This window comes from Enterobacter sp. CRENT-193 (genome assembly GCF_002787395.1).
GTDB classification, from domain to species: Bacteria; Pseudomonadota; Gammaproteobacteria; order Enterobacterales; family Enterobacteriaceae; genus Enterobacter; species Enterobacter hormaechei_C.
Window position 1 is genome coordinate 4298437 of sequence record NZ_CP024812.1, and the last position, 15711, is coordinate 4314147.

General features: G+C 55.3%; 13 protein-coding genes and 7 tRNA genes. 18 read left to right on the plus strand and 2 right to left on the minus strand.

Annotation, left to right across the window (positions count from 1 at the left end):
- The 7 genes from CU081_RS21470 (at position 1) to CU081_RS21500 (ending at position 694) form a co-directional block, all read left to right on the plus strand.
- A tRNA-Met gene (locus CU081_RS21470) sits at positions 1–77 on the plus strand.
- 8 nt (positions 78–85) lie between these two features.
- A tRNA-Leu gene (locus tag CU081_RS21475) sits at positions 86–170 on the plus strand.
- 23 nt (positions 171–193) lie between these two features.
- Positions 194–268, plus strand: a tRNA-Gln gene (locus CU081_RS21480).
- 32 nt (positions 269–300) lie between these two features.
- Positions 301–375 (plus strand) — tRNA-Gln (locus CU081_RS21485).
- A 17-nt stretch (positions 376–392) separates the two neighbouring features.
- Positions 393–469 (plus strand) — tRNA-Met (locus tag CU081_RS21490).
- Between the two features lie 41 nt (positions 470–510).
- Positions 511–585, plus strand: a tRNA-Gln gene (locus CU081_RS21495).
- A gap of 34 nt (positions 586–619) precedes the next feature.
- A tRNA-Gln gene (locus CU081_RS21500) sits at positions 620–694 on the plus strand.
- Positions 695–802: 108 nt separating this feature from the next.
- Here the strand turns inward: CU081_RS21500 and ubiF are convergent.
- Positions 803–1978 carry a 3-demethoxyubiquinol 3-hydroxylase gene (ubiF, locus tag CU081_RS21505; RefSeq protein WP_003858670.1) on the minus strand — a complete coding sequence of 392 codons (1176 nt, stop codon included), beginning with the start codon at positions 1976–1978 and terminating at the stop codon, positions 803–805.
- 135 nt (positions 1979–2113) lie between these two features.
- On the opposite strand from ubiF, the gene miaB reads away from it, so the two are divergent.
- The 10 genes from miaB to rihA all read left to right on the plus strand — a co-directional run bounded on the left by miaB (position 2114) and on the right by rihA (position 12365).
- Entirely contained in the window at positions 2114–3538 is a 1425-nt protein-coding gene (miaB, locus tag CU081_RS21515; protein WP_003858672.1) for a tRNA (N6-isopentenyl adenosine(37)-C2)-methylthiotransferase MiaB, read from the plus strand.
- A gap of 163 nt (positions 3539–3701) precedes the next feature.
- Positions 3702–4748 (plus strand): PhoH family protein, encoded by a 1047-nt coding sequence (locus CU081_RS21520; protein WP_003858674.1) that lies wholly within the window; start codon positions 3702–3704, stop codon positions 4746–4748.
- The gene (ybeY, locus tag CU081_RS21525) at positions 4745–5212 is read left to right on the plus strand and encodes an rRNA maturation RNase YbeY (protein WP_003858677.1); all 468 of its coding nucleotides are present in this window, start codon (positions 4745–4747) and stop codon (positions 5210–5212) included. Before CU081_RS21520 ends, ybeY begins: the two co-directional genes overlap by 4 nt.
- 84 nt (positions 5213–5296) lie before the next feature.
- Positions 5297–6175 (plus strand): CNNM family magnesium/cobalt transport protein CorC, encoded by an 879-nt coding sequence (gene corC / locus CU081_RS21530; protein WP_003858679.1) that lies wholly within the window; start codon positions 5297–5299, stop codon positions 6173–6175.
- 5 nt (positions 6176–6180) lie between these two features.
- Positions 6181–7719 (plus strand): apolipoprotein N-acyltransferase, encoded by a 1539-nt coding sequence (gene lnt, locus CU081_RS21535; RefSeq protein ID WP_003858680.1) that lies wholly within the window; start codon positions 6181–6183, stop codon positions 7717–7719.
- A 383-nt stretch (positions 7720–8102) separates the two neighbouring features.
- A complete protein-coding gene (locus CU081_RS21540; protein ID WP_003858681.1) occupies positions 8103–9008 on the plus strand; it encodes an amino acid ABC transporter substrate-binding protein in 906 nt (301 codons plus the stop codon).
- 155 nt (positions 9009–9163) lie between these two features.
- Entirely contained in the window at positions 9164–9904 is a 741-nt protein-coding gene (gene gltJ, locus CU081_RS21545; RefSeq protein WP_015571133.1) for a glutamate/aspartate ABC transporter permease GltJ, read from the plus strand.
- Positions 9905–10579: a glutamate/aspartate ABC transporter permease GltK gene (gltK, locus tag CU081_RS21550; protein ID WP_003858686.1), complete on the plus strand. Its 675-nt coding sequence runs from the start codon at positions 9905–9907 to the stop codon at positions 10577–10579. It begins immediately after the preceding gene.
- Complete coding sequence (locus tag CU081_RS21555; protein WP_006809622.1) at positions 10579–11304, plus strand: amino acid ABC transporter ATP-binding protein; 726 nt, start codon at positions 10579–10581, stop codon at positions 11302–11304. Before gltK ends, CU081_RS21555 begins: the two co-directional genes overlap by 1 nt.
- A gap of 119 nt (positions 11305–11423) precedes the next feature.
- A complete protein-coding gene (gene rihA / locus CU081_RS21560) occupies positions 11424–12365 on the plus strand; it encodes a pyrimidine-specific ribonucleoside hydrolase RihA (protein WP_003858688.1) in 942 nt (313 codons plus the stop codon).
- 56 nt (positions 12366–12421) lie between these two features.
- Here the strand turns inward: rihA and CU081_RS21565 are convergent, their stop codons facing one another.
- A complete protein-coding gene (locus tag CU081_RS21565; RefSeq protein WP_003858689.1) occupies positions 12422–12904 on the minus strand; it encodes a zinc ribbon-containing protein in 483 nt (160 codons plus the stop codon).
- A gap of 214 nt (positions 12905–13118) precedes the next feature.
- Between CU081_RS21565 and leuS the strand changes: the two genes are divergently transcribed.
- Entirely contained in the window at positions 13119–15701 is a 2583-nt protein-coding gene (gene leuS, locus CU081_RS21570) for a leucine--tRNA ligase (RefSeq protein ID WP_022650605.1), read from the plus strand.
- The last annotated feature ends 10 nt before the right edge of the window (positions 15702–15711 follow it).

A 15711-nucleotide genomic window follows, 5' to 3' on the forward strand; every position in this document is an offset into this window, starting at 1 on the left:
GGCTACGTAGCTCAGTTGGTTAGAGCACATCACTCATAATGATGGGGTCACAGGTTCGAATCCCGTCGTAGCCACCATCTTTTTTGCGGGAGTGGCGAAATTGGTAGACGCACCAGATTTAGGTTCTGGCGCCGCAAGGTGTGCGAGTTCAAGTCTCGCCTCCCGCACCATTCCCAGGTAAGCGTTGCACGGATGGGGTATCGCCAAGCGGTAAGGCACCGGTTTTTGATACCGGCATTCCCTGGTTCGAATCCAGGTACCCCAGCCATATTTCTTCGATCATGCGGTTCTCCGCGGTATTGGGGTATCGCCAAGCGGTAAGGCACCGGTTTTTGATACCGGCATTCCCTGGTTCGAATCCAGGTACCCCAGCCATCGAAGATTGCAGTACTGGCTACGTAGCTCAGTTGGTTAGAGCACATCACTCATAATGATGGGGTCACAGGTTCGAATCCCGTCGTAGCCACCATATTTACGTTATCGAATACGATTCGGTAAACTGAACATTGTTGGGGTATCGCCAAGCGGTAAGGCACCGGATTCTGATTCCGGCATTCCGAGGTTCGAATCCTCGTACCCCAGCCACTTTAAAGTCGTTAAGCAGTTTGTTTAACGCAATTGGGGTGTCGCCAAGCGGTAAGGCTCTGGTTTCTGATACCAGCATTCCGGGGTTCGAATCCCTGCACCCCAGCCACTTTAAACAAACAAGCCCGCTCTGCGGGCTTTTTTGTTTTTGTTGTTCAGAATAGTGCGGCCTGATGCCTTCACCCTAACCCTCTCCCACGGGGAGAGGGAATAAAGATCAGAGTCCGAGGGCGTACTTCAGGGCCTGACGCTTCAGACCACCGGCACGTTCCGCTGCCATCAATCCAATATTGCGCACTATACGCACCGGACCAACATCATTGCTGAACCCGGCATAGAACAGATCCATCCCCGACTGCATAATGAAGTTATCCGCCATACGGCGCGTCTGGTAGCGCTTCAGAACCTGATGGCTGGCCCAGGCTTCCGCGTGGGCGCGAGCGTTACCCAGCACATCCAGTAACGCATCGACGTCACGGTATCCCAGATTCACCCCCTGCCCCGCCAGCGGATGAATGGTGTGCGCCGCGTCCCCCACAAGCACCAGTCCTTCACGGGCATACTGCAACGCATGGCGTCGCATCAGCGGGAATGCGCCGGCGGCAACCGGGGTCACGTTGCCCAGACGGCTCGGGAAGTGCTGGCGGATTTCGCGCTGCAACTGATCCATGGACAGCCCCTGCAACTGTCGAATGCGCGCCGGTTTGTCGTACCACACCAGCGAAGCCCAGTTATCAAACAGCGGTAAGAATGCATGCGGGCCGTTCGGCGTAAAATGCTGCCAGGTGCTTTCGCCCGGCGCGTTTTCTGACTGAACGGTGATCAGCATGCAGGACTGCTGGTACTGCCAGGCATGGATCCCAATGCCTGCCATCTGCCTGACCTGCGAGTTCGCGCCATCCGCTCCCACCACCAGCTTTACGGCCAGCTCATCGTCGTTGTCCAGCGTCAGGAGATACCCGCCCTCATGACGATGCAGGCCTTTCAGCGAGTCCGGCACGCGCAGCGTCACCTTCGGGTGCGCCTCCAGCGCCTGCCAGAGTGCCTGCTGGAGCACGTTGTTTTCCACCATATAGCCCAGGCGCGGCAGTTTCAGCTCGGCGGCATCAAACGACACATGAGCATTTTCCCACTCCCAGGTTTCGAGACGGCTGTAAGGATGCGCGCGCATCGCCAGCACCGCCTCCCAGACGCCCAGCCCGCGAAGCAGATCAACAGAGGCCGCGCTGATGGCGGAAATACGTACGTCCGGTTGGCTGGCAGGATCGAATGCCGGCGGAGCCGCCTGTTCAATAACGGTTACGTCAAATCCCTGCTGCGCCAGCCCCAGCGCCAGTGCGCCGCCGACCATACCGCCGCCAACAACGGCAACTTCGGTGTTCAGGAGTGTCATGGTCACTATTCCTTATTGAAGAATACCTTAAGTTTACCGGATTTTTGCGGCCCTGAGGTTGACAACCTTCATACTGGTCACAACCGCACCAAAGCATTACAATACGCGGCTTGCAATCCTGAGCTGAGCAAGTCGATGACTAAAAAACTCCATATAAAAACCTGGGGCTGTCAGATGAACGAATACGATTCATCGAAGATGGCCGATCTGCTGGATACCACCCACGGATACCAGCTGACTGAAAATGCGAAAGAAGCCGATGTGCTGCTGCTGAACACCTGTTCAATTCGTGAAAAAGCACAGGAAAAAGTCTTTCATGTGTTAGGCCGCTGGAAGCTTCTCAAACGGAAAAATCCGGACCTGATCATTGGCGTGGGTGGCTGCGTCGCATCGCAGGAAGGTAAGCTGATCCGCCAGAGAGCCCCCTATGTGGATATCGTTTTTGGCCCTCAGACCCTGCACCGCCTGCCAGAGATGATTAACCAGGTTCGCGGCAGCCGTAGCCCGGTGGTTGACGTGAGCTTCCCGGAGATCGAGAAATTTGACCGTCTGCCAGAGCCGCGCGCTGATGGCCCGACCGCCTTCGTCTCCATCATGGAAGGCTGCAACAAATACTGTACTTACTGCGTGGTGCCTTACACCCGCGGTGAAGAAGTGAGCCGCCCGGCAGACGATATCCTGTTTGAAATCGCGCAGCTTGCCGCGCAGGGCGTTCGCGAAGTGAACCTGCTGGGGCAGAACGTGAACGCCTGGCGCGGGGAAAACTACGACGGCACCACCGGCAGCTTTGCTGAACTGCTGCGTCTGGTGGCGGCGATTGACGGCATCGACCGCATTCGTTTTACCACCAGCCATCCGATGGAATTTACCGACGACATTATTGACGTCTATCGCGATACGCCAGAGCTGGTGAGCTTCCTGCACCTGCCTATCCAGTGCGGCTCTGACCGCGTGCTGAACCTGATGGGTCGTCCACATACGGTGCTGGAGTATAAGTCCACCATCCGCAAGCTGCGTGAAGCGCGCCCGGATATCCAGATTAGCTCCGACTTTATCGTCGGCTTCCCTGGCGAAACCGCTGATGACTTCGAGCGCACCATGAAGCTCATCGGCGAGGTGAATTTCGACGTCAGCTACAGCTTTATCTTCTCTGCGCGCCCGGGCACCCCTGCGGCCGATATGGTTGATGATGTACCGGAAGAAGAGAAAAAGCAGCGTCTGTATATTCTACAGGAGCGTATCAACCAGCAGGCCAACGCCTGGAGTCGTCGCATGCTCGGCACTGTCCAGCGTATTCTGGTGGAAGGCACCTCCCGTAAGAGCATCATGGAACTGTCTGGTCGAACCGAAAATAACCGCGTGGTGAATTTTGAAGGCACCCCGGACATGATCGGTAAGTTTGTGGACGTCGAGATTGTCGAAGTGCTCACGAACTCGCTGCGCGGGAAGGTGGTACGCACTGAGGACGAAATGGGTCTGCGAATTGCACAGACTCCGGAATCCGTTATCTCTCGCACCCGCAAGGTCAACGACTCTGGCGTAGGTATTTACCAGCCGTGATCCTCCTGGCCTGCCTGTCCGGCAGGCCTTGTATTTCCTCTCATCACCCCCAATATCTACCGCAACGCTTGCGCCTTTATTCTGTGGCGTGAATAATTTCGGTAATGACCGTTTTATTACGCCGTGTGGCCACAGGTCAGTTAACCAATTAAAGAGGAACAGTTTGAACATAGATACGCGTGAAATTAGCCTTGAGCCCGCAGACAACGCTCGCCTGCTGAGCCTGTGCGGGCCGTTTGATGACAACATCAAACAACTGGAGCGACGTCTGGGTATCGAAATCAATCGTCGCGATAACCATTTCAAACTCACCGGACGCCCAATCTGCGTCAACGCCGCGGCAGATATTCTCCGCAGCCTGTATGTTGATACCGCCCCGATGCGCGGAGAGATCCAGGATATTGAACCTGAACAGATCCACCTTGCCATCAAAGAGGCGCGCGTGCTTGAGCAGAGCGCGGAGAGCGTGCCGGACTATGGCAAAGCCATCAACATCAAAACTAAACGCGGCGTGATTAAGCCTCGTACCCCGAACCAGGCGCAGTACATCGCCAATATTCTCGACCATGACATCACCTTCGGCGTGGGCCCGGCGGGTACGGGTAAAACCTATCTGGCCGTTGCTGCTGCGGTCGATGCGCTTGAGCGTCAGGAGATCCGCCGTATCCTGCTGACCCGCCCTGCTGTTGAAGCCGGTGAAAAACTGGGCTTCCTGCCGGGCGATCTGAGCCAGAAGGTCGACCCGTATCTGCGCCCGCTGTATGACGCGCTGTTCGAAATGCTCGGCTTCGAGAAAGTTGAAAAGCTCATCGAGCGTAACGTGATTGAAGTGGCCCCGCTGGCCTACATGCGTGGCCGTACGCTTAACGACGCGTTCATCATTCTGGATGAGAGCCAGAACACCACTATCGAACAGATGAAGATGTTCCTGACGCGTATTGGCTTTAACTCGAAAGCGGTTATCACCGGTGACGTCACCCAGATTGACCTGCCGCGTAACACCAAATCGGGTCTGCGTCACGCCATCGAAGTCCTGGCCGAGGTAGAGGAAATCAGCTTCAACTTCTTCCACAGTGAAGACGTGGTACGCCATCCGGTGGTCGCGCGTATCGTTAACGCTTATGAGGCATGGGAAGAGGCAGATCAGAAGCGCAGGGCCGAACTGGCCGCAGAACGTAAGCGCGAAGCGCAGGAGCATGAACAGAAATGAGTCAGGTGATCCTCGATTTACAGCTGGCCTGTGAAGATAATTCCGGCATGCCAGAAGAGGCACAGTTTCAGAAATGGCTGGATGCCGTTATCCCCCAGTTTCAGGAAGAATCAGAGGTCACGATTCGCCTGGTGGATGAAGCAGAAAGCCATGAGCTCAACCTGACCTACCGCGGGAAAGATAAGCCGACCAACGTGCTCTCTTTCCCGTTCGAAGCCCCTCCGGGCATTGAGATGCCGCTGCTGGGCGATCTGATCATCTGCCGTCAGGTGGTTGAGCAGGAAGCCAAAGAGCAGCAAAAGCCGCTGGAAGCGCACTGGGCACACATGGTGGTGCACGGTAGCCTGCATCTTCTGGGTTACGACCATATTGAAGATGACGAAGCGGAAGAGATGGAATCCCTCGAGACAGAGATAATGCTTGCTCTGGGCTATGAGGATCCGTACATTGCCGAGAAAGAATAGTCAGTCACTGACTACCATGCCGCCGCGCAGGGACATAGCGCGGCGGTTAACGTTGAACTAACAAGAGAACCCTTAACAAACGCCATGAGCGACGACAATTCACACAGTAGCGACACGACAACCACTAAAAAGGGATTTTTCTCCCTCATTCTGAACCAGCTTTTCCACGGCGAACCGAAAAACCGTGATGAACTGCTGGAGCTGATTCGTGATTCCGGGCAGAACGACCTTATCGACGAAGATACGCGCGAAATGCTCGAAGGGGTGATGGACATCGCCGACCAGCGCGTCCGCGACATCATGATCCCCCGCTCGCAGATGATTACCCTGAAACGCAACCAGACGCTGGACGAGTGCCTCGATGTGATTATCGAATCGGCTCACTCACGTTTCCCGGTCATCAGCGAAGATAAAGATCACATTGAAGGGATTTTGATGGCGAAAGATCTGCTGCCGTTTATGCGCAGCGATGCCGAAGCCTTCAGTATGGAAAAGGTGTTACGCCCGGCCGTGGTTGTGCCGGAAAGTAAGCGTGTGGATCGGATGCTGAAGGAGTTTCGCTCCCAGCGCTATCACATGGCGATTGTTATTGATGAATTTGGTGGCGTTTCCGGTCTGGTCACAATCGAAGACATCCTTGAGCTGATCGTGGGCGAAATCGAAGATGAGTATGACGAAGAAGAGGATATCGACTTCCGTCAGCTGAGCCGCCACACCTGGACAGTGCGCGCGCTGGCCTCCATTGAAGACTTCAACGATACCTTTGGCACCAGCTTCAGCGATGAAGAAGTGGACACCATTGGTGGTCTGGTGATGCAGGCCTTCGGCCATCTTCCGGCCCGCGGTGAAACCGTTGACATCGATGGTTACCAGTTCAAGGTCGCAATGGCTGACAGCCGACGTATTATTCAGGTTCACGTCAGAATGCCGGACGACTCACCGGTGCCAAAACTGGAAGATTAATGTAAATGGCATTTGCCCCATTATTAGAACGCCAGCGCGTCCGTTTGCTGCTGGCGCTGTTACTCGGAGCCAGCGGTACGCTGGCTTTTTCTCCTTACGATATCTGGCCTGCCGCTCTTCTCTCCCTGATGGGGCTACAGGGTCTGACCCTGAACCGTCGTCCGGTACAGGCCGCGGCCATCGGCTACTTCTGGGGGCTGGGACTGTTTGGCTCTGGTATCAACTGGGTCTACGTCAGTATCGCGCAATTTGGCGGAATGCCGGGGCCGGTTAACGTCTTCCTGGTTGTGCTGCTCGCCGCCTATCTTTCGCTCTACACTGGCCTGTTCGCGGGCATCCTGTCTCGCCTGTGGCCAAAAACGACCTGGCTGCGCGTGGCGATAGCGGCACCCGTTGTCTGGCAAATCACCGAATTTCTGCGCGGCTGGGTACTGACCGGCTTCCCGTGGTTGCAGTTCGGCTATAGCCAGGTAGACGGCCCGCTGAAAGGCCTGGCCCCGGTCATGGGCGTGGAAGCCATCAACTTCCTGTTGATGATCGTCAGCGGCCTGCTGGTGCTGGCCCTGGTGACACGTAACTGGAAGCCGCTGGTTGCCGCGTTAATCCTGTTTGCCCTGCCCTTCCCGCTGCGTTATATCCAGTGGTTTACGCTGGAGCCCGCGCGCGCCACGCAGGTTTCTCTGGTCCAGGGCGATATCCCGCAGTCCCTGAAATGGGATGAGAATCAGCTGCTGAACACGCTGAAAATCTACGCCAACGCCACTGAAAAGGTGATGGGCAAATCGCAGCTCATCATCTGGCCTGAGTCTGCGATCCCAGACCTGGAGATCAATCAGCAGCCCTTCCTGAAGATGATGGACGATCTGCTGCGCGCACGCGGCAGTACGCTGATCACCGGAATTGTGGATGCGCGTCTCAATCAGCAGAACCGCTATGACACATACAACACGATCATTACGCTCGGTAAGGGCAGCGAATACAGCTATACCTCCACCAATCGTTACAACAAAAACCACCTTGTACCGTTTGGCGAATTTGTTCCGCTGGAGTCTATTCTGCGCCCACTGGCACCGTTCTTTGATTTGCCGATGTCCTCATTCAGCCGGGGCCCTTACGTTCAGCCGCAGCTGCATGCGCACGGTTTTGCCCTGACGGCCGCCATTTGCTACGAGATTATCCTCGGCGAGCAGGTGCGCGATAATTTCCGCCCGGACACCGACTATCTGCTGACCATCTCAAACGATGCGTGGTTCGGTAAATCGATTGGTCCGTGGCAGCACTTCCAGATGGCGCGAATGCGTTCTCTGGAGCTGGCGCGTCCGTTGCTGCGCAGCACCAATAACGGCATTACCGCCGTGATTGGTCCGCAGGGTGAAATCCAGGCCATGATCCCGCAATTTACCCGTGAGGTGCTGACTACTAACGTCACGCCAACTACCGGGCTCACCCCTTACGCGCGCACCGGGAACTGGCCGCTGTGGATTTTGACCGTGCTGTTCGGCTTTGGCGCAGTGCTGATGAGCCTGCGTCAGCGTCGTAAATAACCTTACCTTCTGTTGCCGGGTGGCGGCTACGCCTTACCCGGCCTGCTCTCCGGCGCCGGCGCCGCCCGACAATTTCCTCCTAAACTTCAATTCTGGCACGCCTGTTGCTTTATTTAATTACATCAACGCTGTCTGGCTTAACGTGCAACCTTGTCGCACCAGCGTAGATCATCGGTAGCACCGAAACGGTGCAACGAGGGATTATTGCCTCTGAATGGTGCGGCGCGCTTCGCAAAAATAAACAATAACGCAGCAAAATCTTTACATTAAGCCAGACTAAATGTTAACAAGCTTGCATAACACTGCACTCGCATTGCGCGAGATATAACAACATCACAATGGGTATCTATGCGTCACTGGCGCTGATAAGAAAGGAGTTGGGTATGCAATTACGTAAACTGGCCACAGCAATGCTGGTTATGGGAATGTCTGCGGGGGTTGTCCACGCTGAAGACGCTCCGGCAGCAGGAAGCACTCTCGACAAGATTGCCAAAAACGGCGTGATCGTGGTCGGCCACCGTGAATCTTCTGTCCCGTTCTCTTACTACGACAACACGCAAAAAGTCGTGGGCTATTCACAGGATTACTCCAACGCCATCGTTGAAGCCGTGAAGAAAAAGCTGAACAAACCTGACCTGCAAGTGAAGCTGATCCCCATCACTTCACAGAACCGTATTCCTCTGCTGCAAAACGGCACATTTGATTTTGAATGTGGCTCAACCACCAACAACCTTGAGCGTCAGAAACAGGCCGCTTTCTCGGACACCATCTTCGTTGTGGGCACCCGCCTGCTGACGAAGAAAGGCGGCGACATCAAAGATTTTGCTGACCTGAAAGGCAAAGCGGTTGTCGTGACCTCCGGTACCACGTCCGAAGTGCTGCTGCACAAGCTGAACGACGAGAAGAAAATGGACATGCGCATCATCAGCGCGAAAGACCATGGCGACTCCTTCCGTACCCTGGAAAGCGGCCGTGCCGTCGCGTTTATGATGGATGACGCTCTGCTGGCAGGCGAGCGCGCCAAGGCGAAGAAACCAGACAACTGGGAAATCGTCGGTACCGCCCAGTCGAAAGAAGCCTACGGCTGTATGCTGCGTAAAGGTGACGAGGACTTCAAGAAACTGATCGATGACACCATCGCTCAGGCGCAAACCTCCGGCGAAGCGGCAAAATGGTTCGACAAATGGTTCAAGAACCCAATTCCACCAAAAAACCTGAACATGAACTTTGAACTGTCTGACGACATGAAAGCGCTGTTCAAATCACCAAACGACAAAGCTCTTAACTAATTAGAACGACAGGGGCGGGATCTCCTGCCCTCTCGATTGTCGGGAAGCATGGACAGACTATACGTTGAGTGGTCGTTCCCCACTCAGCGCAAAAATTGAGCTTCTCACCAATCTTCGAGGGTAGCGCTGCTACCCTTTTTTTTCTGGAGTTTACTATGTCAATTGACTGGAACTGGGGCATCTTTCTGCAACAAGCCCCGTTCGGCAACACCACCTATCTCGGCTGGCTGTGGAGCGGCTTTCAGGTTACCGTTGCGTTATCGATAACGGCGTGGATTATCGCGTTTCTTGTCGGTTCGCTGTTCGGTATTCTGCGTACCGTCCCTAACCGTTTTCTCTCTTCAATTGGCACGCTCTATGTGGAACTGTTCCGTAACGTTCCGCTGATCGTGCAGTTCTTTACCTGGTATCTGGTGATCCCGGAACTGCTGCCGGAAGATCTCGGCATGTGGTTTAAGGCCGAGCTGGATCCTAACGTACAATTTTTTGTCTCCTCTATGCTGTGTCTGGGGCTGTTCACCGCTGCGCGCGTCTGCGAGCAGGTACGTGCCGCCATACAGTCACTGCCGCGCGGGCAAAAGAATGCGGCACTGGCGATGGGCCTGACTCTGCCTCAGGCCTACCGTTACGTACTGCTGCCGAACGCTTACCGCGTCATCGTTCCGCCGATGACGTCCGAGATGATGAACCTGGTAAAAAACTCGGCTATCGCCTCAACCATTGGTCTGGTAGATATGGCGGCGCAGGCGGGCAAACTGCTGGATTATTCCGCTCACGCATGGGAATCCTTCACGGCGATCACGCTCGCCTATGTTCTGATTAACGCATTCATCATGCTGGTGATGAACCTGGTTGAACGCAAAGTACGCCTGCCGGGCAATCTGGGGGGCAAATAAATGTACGATTTTGACTGGAGTTCCATTGTTCCCTCCATGCCCTATCTGCTGGATGGACTGGCAATCACCTTAAAGATCACCGTTATCGCCATTATCGTCGGTATTGTCTGGGGCACCCTGCTGGCAGTGATGCGCCTGTCGAGCTTTAAGCCGCTCGCCTGGTTTGCCACGGCTTACGTTAACGTGTTCCGCTCCATTCCACTGGTCATGGTGCTGCTGTGGTTTTATCTGATTGTTCCCGGCTTTTTACAGAACGTACTGGGACTGTCGCCAAAGACCGATATCCGCCTGATCTCTGCCATGGTGGCGTTTTCCATGTTTGAAGCCGCCTACTACTCAGAGATCATCCGCGCCGGTATTCAGAGTATCTCGCGCGGGCAGTCCAGCGCTGCGCTGGCGCTCGGTATGACGCACTGGCAGTCTATGAAGCTCATTATTCTGCCGCAGGCGTTTCGCGCCATGGTTCCGCTGCTGCTGACGCAGGGCATCGTCCTGTTCCAGGATACCTCCCTGGTCTACGTGCTGAGTCTGGCAGACTTCTTCCGTACCGCCTCCACCATTGGCGAACGTGACGGAACGCAGGTTGAGATGATCCTCTTCGCGGGCGGGGTCTATTTTGTGATTAGTTTAAGCGCATCGCTGTTGGTCAGCTGGCTGAAGAAAAGGACGGTATAATGATTTCCCTGAAAAATGTTTCTAAATGGTATGGGCACTTTCAGGTGCTGACCGACTGCTCAACAGAAGTGAAAAAAGGCGATGTGGTGGTGGTATGCGGTCCGTCCGGTTCCGGTAAGTCCACGCTTATCAAAACCGTTAATGGGCTGGAACCTGTCCAGCAGGGCGAGATTGTCGTTAACGGCACCAAAGTGAATGACCGCAAAACCAACCTTGCCCAGCTTCGCTCCCACGTAGGGATGGTGTTCCAGCATTTTGAGCTGTTCCCTCACCTCTCCATCATTGAGAACCTGACGCTGGCGCAGGTGAAAGTGCTGAAGCGCGACAAAAAAGCGGCGCGCGAAAAGGGGCTGAAGTTGCTGGAACGCGTCGGGCTGTCTGCACATGCGGATAAGTTCCCGGCGCAGCTTTCGGGCGGCCAACAGCAGCGTGTGGCAATCGCGCGTGCGCTGTGCATGGATCCGGTGGCTATGCTGTTTGATGAGCCGACGTCCGCGCTCGATCCTGAGATGATCAACGAAGTGCTGGACGTCATGGTGGAGCTGGCGCACGAAGGGATGACCATGATGGTGGTGACGCACGAAATGGGCTTCGCCCGTAAAGTGGCCAACCGCGTGATCTTCATGGACGAAGGGAAAATTGTTGAAGACTCACCAAAAGAAGAGTTCTTCGCAAATCCTAAATCTGAACGTGCAAAAGACTTCCTCGCCAAAATCCTGCATTAATCTTTTTAGTGCGCAATCTGCGGATTGCGCACTGCTTCACGATTTAGATCTCTTTTTCTATTCGGCTTCACATCGCAGCGTTAACCTTGTCACAAATAATGCTGAGAATGGAGAACGCTATGGCACAGCCAATTATTCTCGACTGCGATCCGGGTCATGATGACGCGATCGCACTCGTCCTTGCTCTTGCTTCCCCTGAACTGGACGTAAAAGCTATCACCTCCTCCGCCGGAAACCAGACGCCGGATAAAACCTTGCGAAACGTGTTGCGCATGTTGACGCTGCTGAAACGCACCGATATTCCTGTCGCAGGTGGCGCCGTTAAGCCGCTGATGCGCGAGCTGATCATTGCGGATAACGTTCACGGTGAAAGTGGGCTGGATGGTCCGGCGCTGCCGGAGCCGGATTTCGCACCGCAAAACTGCACTGCCGTCGAGCTCATGGCGAAGGTGCTGCGTGAGAGCGCAGAGCCCGTGACGCTGGTGGCGACCGGCCCGCAGACCAACGTTGCGCTGCTGCTGAACAGCCATCCTGAACTGCACAGCAACATCGCCCGTATCGTCATCATGGGCGGGGCAATGGGGCTGGGGAACTGGACGCCAGCCGCGGAGTTCAACATCTTCGTTGACCCGGAAGCCGCGGAAATCGTCTTCCAGTCGGGCCTGCCGATTGTGATGGCGGGGCTGGACGTTACCCACCGCGCACAAATTATGGCGCAGGACATCGAACGATTCCGTTCTGTGGGCAACCCGGTTGCAACGACCGTGGCAGAGCTGCTCGACTTCTTTATGGAGTATCACAAAGCCGAGAAGTGGGGCTTCCACGGCGCCCCGCTGCATGACCCATGCACCATCGCCTGGCTACTGAAGCCGGAAATGTTTACCACGGTCGAGCGTTGGGTTGGTGTGGAAACACAGGGGAAATATACCCAGGGAATGACGGTGGTGGACTATTACTCGCTGACGGGAAACAAGCCGAATACCACGGTGATGGTGGATATCGATCGGGAAGCGTTTGTGGATTTGTTGGCGGAGCGGCTGGCTTATTATTCTGCGGCCTGATGCCCTCACCCCGACCCTCTCCCACAGGGAGAGGGTGCAAACAGTTTTGCTTTTACCTACGGCTCAAACGGCCGACGCTGGAACTGGTCGTGCCCGCACTTCGGACACAGCGACAACACCTCCGGCGTATAAACGGCGATATGGTGGTGGCACTTCTCACACACCAGGTTCCCCAGCCCCACTACTTCGCCGCTGTGATAGACACCGTGGTGGTTTAAATCCTGGAACACCTCGCGCCACTCCAGCTGAGTTTTATCGGTAATATCCGCCAGCTCCTGCCACAGGCTCTCTTTAATTACCCGCATAAAAACACTGTCGGCGATCTCGTCCTGGCTCTCTTCATAGCTTCGCGCGAACTCCTCCAGGTCGCGGCGCACGGCGCGCGTTACCTCTTCCACTTCGGTTCGCGTTAACTCACCCGTTTGCGTCACGCGTGCGCGTGCCTGTTCGACCAGCGCGTCGATATCACGCTCGCCGTTACGCAGCCGTTCCGTCAGAGTCGCTACCAGTTCACGGTAAAATTGAGCAACCTTGTTCATCATTTTGCCTCCCGGGTAAGTAACTGTCTCTAATAATAGACCTTATTTCGTCGCCGCTTTGTCAGGTGAAGCACAGACCCGGTAAATTCCTGCAAAGTGCATTTGCGTGAAAGGCTGTTTTGACGCGGGCGTTTGGGCTATGCTATGCGGATCTGAATTACCACATCCATTGGCTACATTTGTAGCTGTATTGAACACAGGACCACTGGCTGCCATGCAAGAGCAATACCGCCCGGAAGAGATAGAATCAAAAGTCCAGCAACACTGGGACGAGAAGCGCACCTTTGAAGTAACCGAAGACGAGAGCAAAGAGAAGTATTACTGCCTGTCGATGCTTCCCTATCCTTCTGGTCGACTACACATGGGCCACGTGCGTAACTACACCATCGGTGACGTGATTGCACGCTACCAGCGCATGCTGGGCAAAAACGTTCTTCAGCCTATCGGCTGGGATGCGTTCGGCCTGCCTGCTGAAGGCGCGGCGGTGAAAAACAACACGGCACCGGCTCCGTGGACGTACGACAACATCGCGTACATGAAAAACCAGCTGAAAATGCTGGGCTTCGGCTATGACTGGAGCCGCGAGCTGGCAACCTGTACCCCGGAATACTACCGCTGGGAGCAGAAGTTCTTCACCGAGCTGTATAAAAAAGGCCTGGTGTACAAGAAGACCTCTGCCGTTAACTGGTGCCCAAATGACCAGACCGTTCTCGCGAACGAACAGGTTATCGATGGCTGCTGCTGGCGCTGCGACACCAAAGTAGAGCGTAAAGAGATCCCGCAGTGGTTTATCAAAATCACCGCCTACGCTGACGAACTGCTGAACGATCTGGACAATCTGGACCACTGGCCAGATACCGTTAAGACCATGCAGCGCAACTGGATCGGCCGTTCCGAAGGTGTGGAAATTACCTTCAACGTTGAGAACTACGATCAGACCCTGACCGTCTACACCACCCGCCCGGACACCTTCATGGGCGCGACCTACCTGGCCGTGGCCGCAGGTCACCCGCTGGCGCAGAAAGCGGCAGAAAACAATCCAGAACTGGCGACCTTCATCGACGAATGCCGCAATACTAAAGTGGCCGAAGCCGACATGGCGACGATGGAGAAAAAAGGCGTTGATACCGGCTTTAAAGCTATTCACCCGCTGACAGGCGAAGCGATCCCTGTCTGGGCTGCCAACTTCGTACTGATGGAATACGGCACAGGCGCCGTGATGGCCGTGCCGGGTCACGACCAGCGCGACTACGAATTTGCCACCAAATACGGCCTGACCATCAAGCCTGTTATTCTTGCTGCTGACGGCTCTGAACCCGATCTCTCTGAGCAAGCGCTGACTGAAAAAGGCACCCTGTTTAACTCCGGTGAGTTCAGCGGCCTGAGCTTCGAAGAGGGCTTCAACGCCATCGCCGACAAGCTGGCCTCCCTGGGCGTGGGCGAGCGTAAAGTGAACTACCGTCTGCGCGACTGGGGCGTTTCCCGTCAGCGTTACTGGGGTGCGCCAATCCCAATGGTGACGCTGGAAGATGGTACCGTGATGCCAACGCCAGAAGATCAGCTGCCGGTGATCCTGCCGGAAGACGTGGTCATGGACGGCATCACCAGCCCGATCAAAGCCGATCCTGAGTGGGCGAAAACCACCGTCAACGGTCAGCCAGCGCTGCGTGAAACCGACACCTTTGACACCTTTATGGAATCCTCCTGGTACTATGCGCGCTACACCTGCCCGCAGTACAAAGAAGGCATGCTGGATTCTGATGCAGCAAACTACTGGCTGCCGGTAGACATTTACATCGGTGGCATTGAACACGCCATCATGCACCTGCTCTACTTCCGCTTCTTCCACAAACTGATGCGTGACGCAGGCCTGGTCAACTCCGACGAGCCGGCAAAACAGCTGCTGTGTCAGGGTATGGTGCTGGCAGATGCGTTCTACTACGTTGGCGCGAACGGCGAGCGTAACTGGGTTTCTCCGGTTGATGCGATTGTCGAGCGCGACGAGAAAGGCCGTATCGTGAAGGCGAAAGACGCTGAAGGTCATGAACTGGTTTATACCGGCATGAGCAAGATGTCCAAGTCTAAAAATAACGGCATCGACCCGCAGGTGATGGTTGAGCGTTATGGTGCGGATACCGTGCGTCTGTTCATGATGTTCGCCTCCCCGGCAGATATGACCCTTGAGTGGCAGGAATCCGGCGTTGAAGGGGCCAACCGCTTCCTGAAGCGCGTCTGGAAACTGGTTTACGAGCACACCTCTCAGGGCGATGCGCCAGCGCTGAACGTAGCTGCACTGACTGAAGATCAACAGGCGCTGCGTCGTGATGTTCATAAAACTATTGCGAAAGTCACCGATGATATTGGTCGTCGTCAGACCTTCAATACTGCAATTGCGGCTATTATGGAACTGATGAACAAGCTGGCGAAAGCCCCGCAGGATGGCGAGCAGGATCGCGCGTTAATGCGTGAAGCGCTGCTGGCGGTCGTTCGCATGCTTAACCCGTTCACGCCGCACGTTAGCTTTACCCTGTGGCAGGAGCTGAAAGGCGAAGGCGATATCGACAATGCGCCGTGGCCAGTGGCGGATGAATCCGCTATGGTGGAAAACACCACGCTGGTGGTGGTGCAGGTTAACGGTAAAGTGCGCGGTAAAATTACCGTCGCGGTCGACGCAACCGAAGAACAGGTTCGCGAGCGCGCAGGCCAGGAGCATCTGGTCGCTAAATACCTTGAGGGCGTTACCGTACGTAAAGTGATCTACGTACCTGGTAAACTGCTGAATCTGGTCGTTGGCTAAGCGCGGGAGG

Bases quoted from the DNA above. Each gene is read 5' to 3' on its own strand.
- ubiF (WP_003858670.1), bottom strand. From the start codon at position 1,978: ATGACACTCCTGAACACCGAAGTTGCCGTTGTTGGCGGCGGTATGGTC.
- miaB (WP_003858672.1), top strand. From the start codon at position 2,114: ATGACTAAAAAACTCCATATAAAAACCTGGGGCTGTCAGATGAACGAA.
- ybeY (WP_003858677.1), top strand. From the start codon at position 4,745: ATGAGTCAGGTGATCCTCGATTTACAGCTGGCCTGTGAAGATAATTCC.
- corC (WP_003858679.1), top strand. From the start codon at position 5,297: ATGAGCGACGACAATTCACACAGTAGCGACACGACAACCACTAAAAAG.
- lnt (WP_003858680.1), top strand. From the start codon at position 6,181: ATGGCATTTGCCCCATTATTAGAACGCCAGCGCGTCCGTTTGCTGCTG.
- CU081_RS21540 (WP_003858681.1), top strand. From the start codon at position 8,103: ATGCAATTACGTAAACTGGCCACAGCAATGCTGGTTATGGGAATGTCT.
- gltJ (WP_015571133.1), top strand. From the start codon at position 9,164: ATGTCAATTGACTGGAACTGGGGCATCTTTCTGCAACAAGCCCCGTTC.
- gltK (WP_003858686.1), top strand. From the start codon at position 9,905: ATGTACGATTTTGACTGGAGTTCCATTGTTCCCTCCATGCCCTATCTG.
- CU081_RS21555 (WP_006809622.1), top strand. From the start codon at position 10,579: ATGATTTCCCTGAAAAATGTTTCTAAATGGTATGGGCACTTTCAGGTG.
- rihA (WP_003858688.1), top strand. From the start codon at position 11,424: ATGGCACAGCCAATTATTCTCGACTGCGATCCGGGTCATGATGACGCG.
- CU081_RS21565 (WP_003858689.1), bottom strand. From the start codon at position 12,904: ATGAACAAGGTTGCTCAATTTTACCGTGAACTGGTAGCGACTCTGACG.
- leuS (WP_022650605.1), top strand. From the start codon at position 13,119: ATGCAAGAGCAATACCGCCCGGAAGAGATAGAATCAAAAGTCCAGCAA.